The following is a 14,440-nucleotide window of genomic DNA, read 5'->3' on the forward strand; positions in this document are numbered from 1 at the left end:
ATTTTTGAAATCAGAGGCAGAATGCCTGAGAATTTGCAAATTAGTACGATCTCATCATAAATATTACTGATTTAGTAGCATCCCCTATATTAAATATCAAGAAAAGGAATTGTTAGTTTCGTTCAATTTGCCTAAAATACAGCATTCGTTATTAGAACCATATTTTTTAGGTAGCTGACGCCATGACCTTTGTTGTCACTGAAAATTGTATTAAATGTAAGTATCAAGACTGCGTAGAAGTTTGCCCAGTTGACTGTTTCTATGAAGGTCCAAACTTTCTAGTCATTAATCCAGATGAGTGTATTGACTGCGCGTTATGTGAGCCTGAATGCCCTGCAAATGCCATTTTCTCGGAAGATGAACTGCCTGAAGGTCAAGAAGTCTTTATCGAACTCAATGCTGAACTTGCAGAAAAATGGCCAAATATTACGCAGATTGGTGATCAGCCAGCTGACCGTGAAGAATGGAATGGCAAACCAAACAAATTGCAATATTTAGAAAAATAATCCAATGAGAGATCAGCTTCGGCTGATCTTTTTTATACCCAATTGGTACATTTATTTGCAATTTATACGCATTCTTGATAATCAATTAGCATAAAATAGAAACTTATTTGCTTTAGTAAAATTTATTTATAATGAAATTAATTTTGAAGGGCTTGTGCTCAATCAGTGCAATATCGTTGATATTGATTGGATGTACGTCCTCCCCTCAAAAAGGACGAACAATCGTCACCAATGATGGTCAACGCATATATATTCCACAAGAAAAAATAACCTATGAACGTCCAGCGCGACCAAAAGTCATGCCGAATTCTTATCGTGTTTGGCTGATGCAAGGTAATAACCAAGCTCAAGCACGAGAATATGAACAATACTTAGAACGTAATAATGTTGGCAATATTATCCCAAGTTTTGAATTATTTAAATCAGCACGTGCTTGGCAGAAATGTGGTAAATCTGAATATATGGTTCCAAACCGTGAGCTATGGTCGAATCAGTTACCAACACTGAAAGTATTTAAATATCTCGTTGCAGCAAGGATTTTAACTGATTTTGAGGTTACATCTGTATATCGTGACCTTCCATTAAATCAGTGTGCTGGTGGCGCAGGTTCGTCTCGACACTTGTATAACTCAGCCATTGATTTCAGAATCGGTCCTGAATTTCCTCAGGCTGAAGATTATGCATTCATCGAAAATTCTAAATTTAAATTGTGCCAATTTTGGCAAAATTATGGTCAAAGCTTAAATATGGGCTTAGGTTTGTATGCGACTGGTCAAATACATATTGATACTCAAGGTTACCGAACTTGGGGACCCGATCTGACTCGAAATACATCTTTATGCCATTACTAATTTTAGATGATCACATTTAATTAAGAGGTCTTTGACCTCTTTTTTTTGACTGATTTTTCAGCATCAAAGCATCAGAAATTTGCACATTCACTCGAAACGATTACAATGCACTGAACTCCCTACAGGTACTCAGTTATGCAACAACAATGGTCAGATATTGATGCTTATATTGAATCTCATCTGATGCCAGAAGATCCAATTTTAACTCAGACTCTACAAAATACAGCTGATAAGGGTTTTCCTGACCATCTAGCAGTTGCTGCTAACCAAGGCATGTTATTACAAATGTTGATTCAAATGAATCAGTGTAAGCGTGTGTTAGAGCTTGGAACCTTTGCGGCTTATAGCACCATGTGGCTAGCAAGAGCTCTTCCTGAGGATGGATATATTCTCACGATCGAGGGTCGTGATACACATGCAGCACTCGGTCAAGAAAATATCGACAATGCGAAATTAAAGCAAACGGTTGAATTAAAAGTTGGTCGCGCTGCGGATATTCTCAAATCTTTACCTGAAAATTTTGAGCCATTTGACTTTATATTTATTGATGCTGATAAACAAAGTTACCCAGAGTATTTAGAACTATCACTTAAATTTTCACGCTCAGGTACCATTATTTTTTTAGATAATGTGATTCGCGCTGGTGATATTTTGGATGAAAAAAATGTCAAACCAAGCATCGAAGGTATTCGTGAAATGTACCGCCTTATGCAGAATCATCCTCGACTATTGTCGAGTACAGCATTACAAACCGTCGGCAGTAAAGGACATGATGGTTTTGCACTGGCGATTGTCAAATAAATCTTAATACTAGTCATTAGTATCACTTAAAGGAGTAATCATCAATTTGAATACTCCTTTTTTTTGCACTAAAGCCCTGAAAAAGTTATCCCCGATTCCTGTTTGTATTCCTGTGGATAAAAATAAAATATTATGGCAAACACCTGATTTTCATAAGCTTTAATCAAAAGATTATAAAATAATCAAACCATAAAACCCTACTGTTCTAAAAATTTATCCACCTTCTACCAGTAAAGTTGAACCAATATTTATCAAGTAAAATTAATCAAAATTGATTGATCATTTAGCAACCAACAATGGAACGACTGAATTTCTAAATATATTGGTCGTAATACTGCCCAAGAAAAATTGTTTTACTTTACTGCGACTATAAGCGCCTAGCACAATTAATTGAATTTGATGTTGTTGCTGATAATCTAAAATATTCTCAGCGACATCTCCAAAACGGTATTCAACAACCACATCCAATCCAGCTTCACGTAAATACTGAGCTGGGATATCAAGAATTTCGGGATGATCACCCACATAAAGCAAATGACACTGAAGTGTTCTTAATAAATCACTTTTAGCAACACGATGCATCATTTCTTTACAAGTCTGAGAATCTTCATAGGCGAAAATAAAACGTGTTGGTGGCTTAAAGGTTTCACCAACAGTTAAAACCGTACAACGAGCACCACGAATAAAATTCTCTACATTACTCCCTAAGCTTTTGTGTTTTTCCGCGGAGCGCTCACCTACTCGACCAATAATCGCAATATCATTTTCATTTAAAACATTGAAACTCTGTTCGAGGAAATCGCCTTTTTCTTGAATTTTTATCGGCGTAATACCATATTTTTCTTCAATCACTTCTGAAATATGTGAAAGAAGATTATTACTATAATCTAAAGCTAATTCACTTTGTTTTTGTTCTAATTCCGCGAGTTCTTTTAAGAGCATCGCATTACTTTCAAATCCAATCACACCACTAATTTCACCCAGATGATAACTTGCAGGATAGTAATCTAAAACCTGTAAAAGGACTAACTCACGTTTAGTTCGATCCGCAATCCAGGCTGCTGCTTCAGCTAAGGCATGAATACATGGGGATGAATCAATACACGCAATTACACGGTTCATGATTGCCTCACTTTGACATGATGTCTGATTGTTCTTTTCTTTAAACTATCATAGCTTTCGGGCAAATGAACATGGTTTATGTAATTTAATTCAATCTTTCGCGTTACGAATTATTCACGCATTCGTATAAATTGAGCTGGATTCCCTGCAACAACTTCTCTTGCCTGAATATCCTTAGTAACCATACTATTCATACCTACAATCACCTGTTCATGTATGGTCACGCCATCTTTAATGCCCACATGCGCCCCTAACCAAACATCACGATGAATCTCAATGCCTTTTGAGCGTACTGCTTGCTGGTAAATAGGTTGATCTAAACTCATGCCATGGTCAAATGCATAAAGATGACAATAAGCTGCGATCCGTACTTGGTCATGAATCTTAATCCCAACGCGTCCACCATCTAAAATACAATGATGATTAACGGCGACTTCAGACCCAATTTCTAAAGGACCATGCAAGGTACAATCCGCGGCAATAAAAGTATTATCTCCAATAATGATCTTCCGACCACGCTCAGCAAAAATATGGGCTAAAGGGGAAATGAAACAATTTTCTCCAATTTCAACAGTCTCCATGTCCATTAAATAGGCTTGATAATCTTTTTGCCAAGCTTCAGCCCATTCACGATGCTTTGCCTTGAGTGACCAATATAACCAAGGCATGTAATTCAAACGATGTTTATGCTGTTCTCGGTACTTGAGTAAAGGATCATGTTCCGTCACGTTCGACATCCTCTATATTCAATTGCTCACGTCCACGAGTCACATCTTGGATTTTCAGTTTAAACGGCTCAATTTCATGAATTTGCATACGTGCAGTAATCAACACCCCAGAGTCAACATATTCCTCAATATATTCAATTTTTTGTTGATTTAACTCATATTGAAAAATCGACCACTCATTAAATTGGCATTTAAAATTTACAGTTTTCTTTTCGATGAGTTCAATTTTTTCGACCTGTAATAAGCATTGCCCTGCTACACCTCCGTATGCTCGTACCAAGCCTCCAGTTCCGAGTTTGATACCACCATACCAGCGGTTTACCAATACAATAATATTAGTGAGCTCATTCCCTTCAATCGTTGCAAGTATGGGTCTTCCAGCTGTTCCTGAAGGTTCTCCATCATCATTAAAACGGACTTGCTGCCCAATTTTCCATGCCCAGCATTGATGGGTCGTCGAGGCATCAAAATACTGGTTTAAAAACTCTTTTACATCCTGTTCATTTTCCACAGGTGCGGTGATCGCCTGAAAACGGCTTTTCTTAATATCTTCTTCATATATATAAGTCTGAGCAAGAGTAAATGGCATGGTAAATTACAACAATTGAACTCAAATACATTATGCGTGATTCAATCATATTAAAAAACCCAATCAAAAGATCATTGATTGGGTTTTAAACAGACTGAAAAATAAAGATTATCGTTCGCGTAACGCTTCCTTCGCCTTATTGAATGGTTTCAACAGGTATTCAAGAATCGTTTTTTGACCTGTCTTAATATCAACCGTTGATACCATACCCGGCGTGATTGGGAAAGCTTGCCCAGCTTTGTTATAAAGCTTGTCTGAATCAGTACGAATATACACACGATAATAAAACTGATCTTGTTTAACTTCATCACGTAGCGTATCAGGAGAAATGACCGTTACCTCTCCTTTCAAGCCACCGTAGATTGAATAATCGTAAGCAGTGATTTTAACTAAAGCTTCCTGTCCAGGATGAATAAATGCAATATCACGCGGTGAAATTCGCGCCTCAATTAAAAGTTGTTCATCTAAAGGGACAATGGTCATCAACTTACCATTCTGAGGAATAACACCACCCAAAGTCATCACATCAATTTCTTTTACCACACCGCGGACTGGTGCTTTAAAGATTGTACGATTCAGACTATCAGATTTACCTTTGATCACTTGTTGTTGAGTTTCGACATCAGTGCTCGCCTTAGATAACTCTTCGCGTGCCTGCACATAGTACTGGTTACGAATATCGTTAATTTGGTTGGTCAATTCATTTGCTTGACGTTTTAAACGTAAAACTTCAACTTCACTCGCAGCACCTTTGGCAACAAGCGGTTCTGTCATTCTCAATTCTTGCTGAACTAACGTAAGTGCTTGCGTTAAGCCAGCAATAGATTCTTCCATATTGGCACGTCTAGAACGATAAAGCTGAGTTTCTTCAGCAACCAATTTTGGAATTTTTTGAACTGATTCTGGAAATACCAGTGGACCACCATTCACTTCCGCACGTAAACGCGCAGCTGTTGCTTGCGATGATAGTAGTAACGATTCTGATTCACCCACATTTGAAGCAAATCGTGTCGGATCAAGTTGAGCAAGGGTTTGCCCTTTTTCAACAATATCACCTTCTTTAACTTCAAGTTTGGTTAGAATCCCGCCCTCTAAAGATTGAATCACTTGTTCCTTAGAAGTTGGAACCACTTTACCTGTACCATTAGAAACTTCTTCAAGTTTGAAAATAGCTGCCCAAATAATGAGTGCAAGCAAACCCAGACCAATAATCCAAATCGTAATACTGACCTTCGGTAATGGTGGCTCTAACTGAGACACTTTTAATGAACGTTGTTGTTTTAATTCTTCGCTCATGATTTAGCCCCTGAATTTGCTTGTTGCTGGCCAGAATTATTTAAAATTTGATCACGTGGGCCATCCATAACGATACGACCATCATTCACCACGATAATTCGATCCACTAACTCTAAAACTGCACGGCGGTGGGTTGCCACAACCAATGTGCGATGTCCAAGCCAGTTCTTCATATGATCAATTAATTGTTTTTCAGATACATCATCAATCGCAGCTGTAGGCTCATCTAACAACAGAATATTCGGCTGACAAATGAGGAGTCTTGACAATAAAAGTGCCTGACGCTGTCCACCTGAGAAGCCGACACCACCTTCTAAAATAATATGATCTAGTCCTTCTTTCTTTTCTTGAATGAAGTTGAGTGCACCGGTTACTGCAAGTGCTTTTAATAAATCATCATCTGTAGCTAATGGTGCACCTAACGTTAAATTTTCTCTGACTGTACCAAAGAATAGGTGCGCATTTTGATTCAACAAACCTACGTCACGACGAACGTCCGATGGATCCAACAAGGTAATATCAATATTATCTAATTGTACTTTACCTTGAACTGCAGTTTGCATACCTGAAAGTAATTGAAGAATGGTCGATTTACCTGCACCGTTACGCCCAAGAATCGCAATTTTTTCACCTGGTTTAATTTCAAGTTTAGGAATCACAACACTTGGTTTAGGATCTTCTTCGCCGTATTTAAAGACCACACCATTTAATTCATAATGACCATCGAGTACTGATCGCTGAATCAATTGTGAACGCTCAGGATGGTCAACCTGTTTACTCATTAATTCATCAAGACTTTCTTTCGCTGTTTTAGCTTGCTGATAACGACCAAGAACACCAGTTACCTGTGCAATTGGCGCTAACATACGTGATGATAGAATCGAACATGCCACCAACGCACCGGTGGTCATTTCTCCATCCATTACCGCAAAACAACCCACCAATACTACAATTGCAAAGGTCAATCCCTGTAATTTTTGTGTCCAAAGATTCAATACGCCTACAATTTTACGTTGTTTCATGCTGATAGAAGCTGAAACATCATTCATGTGATTCCACTGATTTTGAAAGCGGGACTCTGCACGTAGCAGTTTAATATCTTCAATACCTTGAACAGCTTCAACGAGAATCGCATTTCGTATTGATGACTCACGCATACCCTCTTTAGCCAATTGCGCTAATTTTTTTTGCGCCAAAAGCCCTGGAATAATCATCAGCGGCACAACCACCAAAATTACCCAGAAAAGATTGCCACCAATAAGCCAAAAAATACCAAGAAACAGAAAGAAGAATGGTAAATCAGCAAAGGCGGTAATTGTTGTAGATGTTACAAGCTCACGCACACCTTCTAGTTCACGAATTTGTGAAATAAACGTTCCCGTGGACTTAGATCGTTCACTATTTTTAATACGTAAAGCATGCCCAAAGACCCGATCCGAGACTCTTAAATCCGCACGCTTACCAATCATATCTGAAAGAATTAATCGTGAGTATTTCAATGCGAATTCAAAGATTGCAGCAAGTAATACACCACCTGCCAATACCCACAAGGTTGGAATAGATTGTGCTGGAATAACGCGGTCATACACATTCATCGAGAATACGATTGTCGCGAGTGCTAATACGTTTGCAAGCAATGATGCAAACATAATATCGATATAGCGTTTCCAATCGCGTAATACAATTTCCCAAAACCAATTTTTTTCGTACGGTTTAATGTATTCGTCAATACGCGCATCAGGTACTGAGGTTTCTGGTCTTAAAATATAGACTGAGTCGATGACATCTAATAATGTATCTACTGAAAATGTCTGTGCTAACCCTTCATCACCGCTCAGTTGAACACTTGCGTTACCTTGTGCATCTGCACGATCAATGACGCCAACTTGCCCATCTTTAAATCCGACCAATACCGGTAAACGCCACGGATTTAAAATATCGGGGCTAAAATCCACTTTACGGACATGCAAACCTACTTGGCGTGTCATAATTGCCAAGATGTCATCGACTGACTGGTTCTGATTCCAATTTAGTTCTAAGCGAATACGTTCAGCAGAGGTTTCAATTCGATAATGACGTGCAACCGTCAGGACACCTTGTAACCATGGTTGATAATTTATTCTTGTATTCATGGTTTCAATTCTACCCCTTGAATGGTCAAATTATTAAGTTGATATACATCGCGGCTCTTACCAGAAGCGGCAATATATTGAACTAAGTTTTCATAAATATCATAACGTGCCGTTTCAATATCTGAATTTGAACGGTGAATCGCTTGCTCAGCATTTAAAAGATCAACAGCTGTACGAGTGCCAAGTTTATATTGTTCTTGATATAACTCTTTTGTTCTGACTGATGTCGCTTGTTGATCAATTAATACTTTCATTTGTCGCTGTTTATTTTCAACTTGTTCTTGAGCACGACGAATTTCATCAATTGTTTCTAAATAAACTGCATTTACTTTTGCTTTAGCAGCTTCTTCTGCAAACGATGCCGCACGACTGCGTGAACTAATTGCACCACCTTGGAAGAAAGTACTATTTGCTTCAAGCATAATAGAACTATCTGTTCCATCGTCTTGATTGTTATTCGGATTACGTCCGTTGACTGCTTGACTTAATGTACCTTTAACATTTAACGTAGGATAACGACTCAATTGAGTTTGTTTTTTTTCCAATTCTGCAACATCAACTTCAGCTTTAGCAGCCATCATTTTCGGAATTTCGTTAAACTTTGGCTCTGAATAAATATCTGAAGCCTTAATTAAACTCTCAGGAATTTCCCAGTTATATTTTGATATATCTGTTCCCATCAAAGTTCTAAGACGTTGTTTAAATACATTGAGCTGTGTTTCTTGCAGAATTAAATTTGATTGTGCAGATTCATAATATGATTGCGCTTGGATTGGATCGGCCTGACTGCTGATACCTGCCTCTGCACGTAAATTAGCAATTTCTCGGATTCGTGATATACCAGCAATTTGCTCACGTGCAATACGTGTAATTTCTTCATATCGCTTAATATTCACGATGGCAGAAGCCACTTCAAGAGCAATTTGGTCAATTGTGACAAGAACTTGAGCTTGGCTAAACTGCAACTTGGCTTCTTCTGTACTAACTAGTGATTTTTGTTTACCAAAGTCAAAAAGTAGTTGTGTCGCATTGACATTAAATAATTGACGCCCTCTTTCTCCTGAAGTCATATCTCCAGTTGAAACACCTGCACTCAACTGTGGGTAATAACCGGCTTTAGCAACATCAATAAATGCATTTTGTGATGCGAGTGAAGAAACACTTTGTGTCACTTCAGGATGTCTCGCTACTGCGATCTTGATAGCATCGTATAAGCTTAACGTTTGTTTATCAGCCGTCCCATTCACAAGTGGCATCATAGATACTGGAGCACTTGGCGAAGCTTGTGTCGTGATCACAGGCAATTGTTCGACCTGTTTAGGATCAAAGCTAAAATCACTCAGTTCATTTAACTTAACTTGTCTAAAGTCATCGTCAGCTTTAGGTTTAAAAAACTGATCCATATTTGATTTTAATGCAGTTAAACTGAATTTTTTCTTTGCTTGCGGTTCAGCATTCACCGTATTGTATTTTTGTTCAGAGACGACATGATCAGCTTTAGGCTTAATATTTACAACTGGCTTAATCGACTGCGATTGTTCAGATATTTTCGCTTTCTGCTCTATTGGTTTTGAATAAACAATTGTAGGTTTATTTACAGCCAAAGCACTAGTCGGTTGCTGAACGATCAAGTTTGGACGCTCAATTACATTCTGTGTTTCTAACTTATTATGAGAACCTGATTTAAAAGGCCAAAAAGCTTTGGCTTTAGATACAAGACTTTGGCGATGTTCAACTTTCGCTACAGTTGAAGGTGGAGCTTGTAGCAAGTTGTTTTGGCTGTTAATTTGTTGATCATTAACAATCTTCGGTTTTGGTGTACTAGACACTTTCAATGAAGATTCACTCACCGATTTTTGTAAAGTCGGTGTCAAAACTTTTGTATTTGAAACATTGCCAGTAGCTTGGTGATGACCCTCATCCAACTTAGTTTTATCTTTGCCTATATTCCCAATAAATGTAAAGAGTTTACTTTTTGGTTTTTCTGTTTTGTCTTCTGAAACCGATGTTTCATTTTCTAGTAATTTTGCGTGTTGCGCGTCAATTAAAGATTCTGTTAGTTGATTTTGGATCGTTGGTTTAAGCGGTTTTAAAACCTGACGAGTGTCTTTAGTAGCGGGTTGTACAGTAGATGAAATAGTAGGTTTTAGAACATTTGGCGCTGAAGCCTCTTCAATATCCTGCTTTACCTTTGGCAGCAATACTTTTAGTTCAGATGCCGCTTTTTCACGCTTAACAAATGCAAAGAAAGATTTCTTTTGAGTCTTTTCCTTCGACTCATTCTGAGACTGCGAATTAGATAAAGGTATAGTGTTAACTTGAGCAATTTCATTTTCGACTATGTCGTCTAAATCAGGAACTTGTTCAATAACTTTAGGAACAAGAACCTGTTCTTTCACTTGCTCTTTCGAGATTTTGGATTTCGATTGGAATAATTTAAAACGTGGCTTTTCAAGCTGTTCAGGTATATCTTCAACAGTCTTTTTTTCCAAACTAAAATTGATTTTGGGTTTTTGTAATTCTGCTGATAGTGCACGTTGGGTATCGTCAATTGCTAGAGGAGCGATTGCATCTTCAGCATGTACTTGTGTCGCACATAAACTGATCGCAAACAGCGTGATATACCCCATATCCTTCTGACTTAATTGATGTTTAGCCACTTGTAATCTCTATTAAAAAGTGTGAACTACGTCACATAAAATCAATCGTATTCTACAATGATTTTTATATTATTTCTGCGTCAATTGTAAACTTACGATTTGTTTGAGTTAATTTACAGTCTAAATATCTATAAAACAACATTATTTTATAGATATCACACTATTTTTTTAAACTGTGAAATCATCACCTAAATAAACTTTACGGACAGTTTCATCCATAAGTACTTGATCTGGGGTCCCTTCTGCAATGACGGATCCTTCACTAACTATATAAGCATGCTCACAAATCGCGAGCGTTTCGCGAACGTTATGGTCTGTAATGAGCACACCGATACCACGTTCTTTTAAATTGCGAATAATGTCTTTGATATCACCTACAGAAATTGGATCTACCCCAGCAAAAGGCTCATCAAGGAGCATAAACTTAGGATCGGCGGCTAATGCTCGAGCGATTTCAGCACGGCGACGCTCCCCCCCTGACACACTCATCCCCAAAGAATCTTTAATATGTGTAATTTTAAAGTCTTCTAATAACTCTTGAAGTCTCTCTTTGCGTTGTTGCTTATTAAGATCCTTGCGCGTTTCAAGAATCGCCATAATATTATCTGAAATACTCAATTTACGAAAAATTGAAGCCTCTTGTGGCAAATAACCAATTCCATGACGAGCACGCTCATGCATTGCAAGGTCCGAAAGATCAAGATTATCTAAATGAATTTCACCTTTATCCATTCGAACCAGTCCGACTACCATGTAAAAGCTTGTCGTTTTTCCCGCCCCGTTCGGTCCAAGCAAACCCACAATTTGACCACTTTGCATGCTAAATGAAACATCTTTCACCACCCAGCGTTTACTATAAACTTTGGCAAGATGTTTAATTTTTAATGTTTGGATTTGTGATTCATTGACACTCATTAATCACGTACTCCAGAGAATGATTTTGAGGCAGAAGGTGGAATGATAATTTGTACACGACCTTTCGAACTGCCTGTGCCACTACTGCCACCACCTACAACTTCGATATCACCCTTATTCATACTGTAACGCAAAGTGTTCCCACGAATACTTGCGCCATCTTGATACAAGTATGCATTACCCGACAAAGTAATAATGCCTGTATCAGCGTTATATACAATTTTAGAGGCTTCACCACGTGCAATGCCACGTTTAGACTCTAATTGCTGTTGGAATTTTGCAGGGGAACCTGACGCATTTACTGAGCTAATTTGGCGATTGGCATTGAGATTAGCAACTATAGAGGCTGCATTTAACTTGAAAGTACCTTGTTCAACAGAAACATTCCCCACATAGGTCGTTATACCTGTTTTGTCATTATAGGTCGCACGATCAGCTAAAAGCATGATGGGTTGATTACGATCACTTGGCAATGCAAATGCCATAACAGAAATAGAACTGAGTGCCACCATTGCTATTGCTTTAAGCATTTTTGAACCTGATAAATAAGAAGGTTTAGTTTGGTGCATACTTTCCTCGAATATTTTTAAAATCGTACTGACCTTCATTCAAATCTGCTTCTAAGCCTTGGCTGACAAAATCTGCATTTGGTGTTTGTACAGTAACTTGCTCAGATGTTTCAAGCTTTCTTGTTTTTGGATATCCTGTAAGCGCATCGGTTCGAAAAACCATTTTGCCCATTTCTCCTTGCTTGGTTGCAACAACATCTCCAGATAACACAATCTTCTCATTGTCATTGAAACCATGTGCTTGTTTAGCATAAAACGTAGCGTCTTCTACATTATTAGTAAACATGCTGGCATTTAAATTCTGCAAGCTTGATGTTTTCTGTTTCATATCTTGGTTCAGCTCATCCACTGTAGCCTTAACATAAAGCATGCCTTTTTCATCAGTTTGCAAAAGATTAATATTCTTTGCTGAATATGTCATCGATTGAGCGGATGAACCCTCTAATTTTTTCCCTTTACCGCTGTAATAATAATAGCCACCACTTATAGCAGCGACAATAACAGCAGTAATATATAAAACTTTAGTATCCATAAATCATCAACTATATTCAGCGTTCATATCAACTGCGTATTAGTGCGTTACAGCCAAATATTTTTCAAGAAGTTCATGGTAAACCCCTTTTGACAACAATAACATGTCACAAATTTCACGCACAGCGCCACGACCACCATAAGCTTGGGTTACAAGGTCTGCACGACGACGAACTTCAACATGACCATTTGGCACTGTTACTTTCATTCCCGCAATCGCAAAAGCTGATAAATCTGGCCAATCATCCCCCATATACAAGCAATCTTCTGGTTTTAAACCCAGTTGCGTACAAGCTTGCTGTAAGGCAGTCCCTTTGTCTTCACGCCCCTGATAAACTAAGTCTACACCTAGATCACTCATACGCTTTGTCACAATATTGCTTTGGCGACCGGTAATAATGACAACTTTAATTCCAGCTTGCTGAACAAGTTTCATCCCAAGTCCATCACGAATATCAAATGACTTAATTTCATCACCTGAGTTCGTCAACGTTACAAAACCATCACTTAGAATACCATCTACATCCAAAACCAATGCTTCGATATGTCGTGCTTGTTCTAACAATACATAAGATGCCATGAATTAATTTACCCCAGCTTGAATTAAATCGTGCATGCTAATCACACCAATCACTTGTTTGGCATCGTTGACTACTACAAATTGATTGATTTTTTTAGCATTCATTTGCTCTAGCGCTTCAACCGCTCTTGCTTCTTGTGAAATGGTTAGAGGATTTTCAATCATAACCTTTGATACAGCAAGATTAACATCAAAACCTTGTTGCTTATCAATGAGACGTCGCAAGTCGCCATCGGTAAATATACCTAACAGAACATCATTTTCATCCACAATTGTGGTTAATCCGAGACGTTTGTTTGATATTTCGTATAAAACTTTATTCATTGGTGTATCAGGTGAAACTTTTGGTAGAGAGTCACCCACGTGCATCAGATGTTTAACATGCAACAGTAATCGCTTACCGAGTGCACCAGCTGGATGCGACATGGCAAAATCATTTGCAGTAAATCCACGCGCTTCAAGTAAAGCAACAGCCAAAGCATCACCTAAAGCTAAAGTCGCTGTGGTGCTTGAAGTTGGTGCCAAACCTAATGGGCATGCCTCTTGAATATGACCAAGTGTAAGCGCAACATCAGCGTTCTGTGGCATTGGTCCACGGTCATCACCTGAAATTGTTATCAATGGCACACCCAAATGTTTGATGAGTGGCATTAACATCATGATTTCATCACTTTTACCAGAGTTCGAAATCGCGATCAGCACATCTCCACGCACTAACATCCCGAGATCACCATGACCAGCTTCACCTGGATGCATAAAGAAAGACGGAGTTCCTGTTGATGCAAATGTTGCAGCCATTTTTCGACCGATATGACCAGATTTCCCCATACCAGTGACCACTAAACGACCTTGACACTGTAGGATAATTTGACATGCTTGGGAAAAACGATCATCAATCTGACTGGATAGTACCGATAAAGCTTGACGCTCAATCTCTAAGGTTTCCTTTGCAACCTTTTGAAAATCAATTAGATATGTAGTATTTTCAGAATTCAAATCTGGGCACCTTGAGGCTGGATTCAGCCACAATTTCAATCATTAAATTATTCTTCATATATTAACATAAGCATGCAAGTATCTTTTTCTTAAATGTATAAATTTCATTTGCATAGATTTTTTACGCATAAAACTTTGTGAAAGATAAGCCTTAGGTTAAGATG

14 protein-coding genes are annotated in these 14,440 nt (G+C 38.2%); 3 read left to right on the forward strand and 11 right to left on the reverse strand.

Annotated elements, in window-relative coordinates:
* Window positions 1–182 precede the first annotated feature (182 nt).
* From fdxA to AC1M9M_RS11485, 3 genes are all read left to right on the forward strand, one after another.
* The gene (fdxA, locus tag AC1M9M_RS11475; RefSeq protein WP_035266386.1) at window positions 183–506 is read left to right on the forward strand and encodes a ferredoxin FdxA; all 324 of its coding nucleotides are present in this window, start codon (window positions 183–185) and stop codon (window positions 504–506) included.
* A gap of 131 nt (window positions 507–637) precedes the next feature.
* Window positions 638–1,357 (forward strand): D-Ala-D-Ala carboxypeptidase family metallohydrolase, encoded by a 720-nt coding sequence (locus tag AC1M9M_RS11480; protein ID WP_035266384.1) that lies wholly within the window; start codon window positions 638–640, stop codon window positions 1,355–1,357.
* A 135-nt stretch (window positions 1,358–1,492) separates the two neighbouring features.
* Window positions 1,493–2,158 carry an O-methyltransferase gene (locus AC1M9M_RS11485; protein WP_035266381.1) on the forward strand — a complete coding sequence of 222 codons (666 nt, stop codon included), beginning with the start codon at window positions 1,493–1,495 and terminating at the stop codon, window positions 2,156–2,158.
* Between the two features lie 279 nt (window positions 2,159–2,437).
* On the opposite strand, the gene AC1M9M_RS11490 is transcribed toward AC1M9M_RS11485, so the two are convergent.
* The 11 genes from AC1M9M_RS11490 to AC1M9M_RS11540 all read right to left on the reverse strand — a co-directional run bounded on the left by AC1M9M_RS11490 (window position 2,438) and on the right by AC1M9M_RS11540 (window position 14,249).
* The gene (locus tag AC1M9M_RS11490) at window positions 2,438–3,280 is read right to left on the reverse strand and encodes a universal stress protein (RefSeq protein ID WP_035266378.1); all 843 of its coding nucleotides are present in this window, start codon (window positions 3,278–3,280) and stop codon (window positions 2,438–2,440) included.
* A 110-nt stretch (window positions 3,281–3,390) separates the two neighbouring features.
* Complete coding sequence (locus tag AC1M9M_RS11495) at window positions 3,391–4,008, reverse strand: DapH/DapD/GlmU-related protein (RefSeq protein ID WP_092767727.1); 618 nt, start codon at window positions 4,006–4,008, stop codon at window positions 3,391–3,393.
* The gene (locus AC1M9M_RS11500; RefSeq protein WP_481587668.1) at window positions 3,995–4,597 is read right to left on the reverse strand and encodes an IMPACT family protein; all 603 of its coding nucleotides are present in this window, start codon (window positions 4,595–4,597) and stop codon (window positions 3,995–3,997) included. The genes AC1M9M_RS11495 and AC1M9M_RS11500 overlap by 14 nt, the downstream gene beginning before the upstream one ends.
* A 108-nt stretch (window positions 4,598–4,705) precedes the next feature.
* Complete coding sequence (locus tag AC1M9M_RS11505) at window positions 4,706–5,893, reverse strand: HlyD family type I secretion periplasmic adaptor subunit (protein WP_035266373.1); 1,188 nt, start codon at window positions 5,891–5,893, stop codon at window positions 4,706–4,708.
* Entirely contained in the window at window positions 5,890–8,025 is a 2,136-nt protein-coding gene (locus tag AC1M9M_RS11510) for a type I secretion system permease/ATPase (protein WP_481587669.1), read from the reverse strand. Before AC1M9M_RS11510 ends, AC1M9M_RS11505 begins: the two co-directional genes overlap by 4 nt.
* The gene (locus tag AC1M9M_RS11515; RefSeq protein ID WP_481596411.1) at window positions 8,022–9,428 is read right to left on the reverse strand and encodes a TolC family outer membrane protein; all 1,407 of its coding nucleotides are present in this window, start codon (window positions 9,426–9,428) and stop codon (window positions 8,022–8,024) included. Before AC1M9M_RS11515 ends, AC1M9M_RS11510 begins: the two co-directional genes overlap by 4 nt.
* A 1,425-nt stretch (window positions 9,429–10,853) precedes the next feature.
* Window positions 10,854–11,600 carry an LPS export ABC transporter ATP-binding protein gene (gene lptB, locus AC1M9M_RS11520; RefSeq protein WP_481589320.1) on the reverse strand — a complete coding sequence of 249 codons (747 nt, stop codon included), beginning with the start codon at window positions 11,598–11,600 and terminating at the stop codon, window positions 10,854–10,856.
* Complete coding sequence (gene lptA, locus AC1M9M_RS11525) at window positions 11,600–12,130, reverse strand: lipopolysaccharide transport periplasmic protein LptA (protein ID WP_373683313.1); 531 nt, start codon at window positions 12,128–12,130, stop codon at window positions 11,600–11,602. Before lptA ends, lptB begins: the two co-directional genes overlap by 1 nt.
* A 25-nt stretch (window positions 12,131–12,155) precedes the next feature.
* The gene (gene lptC, locus AC1M9M_RS11530; protein ID WP_180028221.1) at window positions 12,156–12,701 is read right to left on the reverse strand and encodes an LPS export ABC transporter periplasmic protein LptC; all 546 of its coding nucleotides are present in this window, start codon (window positions 12,699–12,701) and stop codon (window positions 12,156–12,158) included.
* 39 nt (window positions 12,702–12,740) lie between these two features.
* The gene (locus AC1M9M_RS11535) at window positions 12,741–13,280 is read right to left on the reverse strand and encodes a KdsC family phosphatase (protein WP_179999563.1); all 540 of its coding nucleotides are present in this window, start codon (window positions 13,278–13,280) and stop codon (window positions 12,741–12,743) included.
* Between the two features lie 3 nt (window positions 13,281–13,283).
* Complete coding sequence (locus AC1M9M_RS11540; protein ID WP_481596412.1) at window positions 13,284–14,249, reverse strand: KpsF/GutQ family sugar-phosphate isomerase; 966 nt, start codon at window positions 14,247–14,249, stop codon at window positions 13,284–13,286.
* Between the last annotated feature and the right edge of the window lie 191 nt (window positions 14,250–14,440).

Source organism: Acinetobacter sp. ANC_7503, from assembly GCF_056780035.1.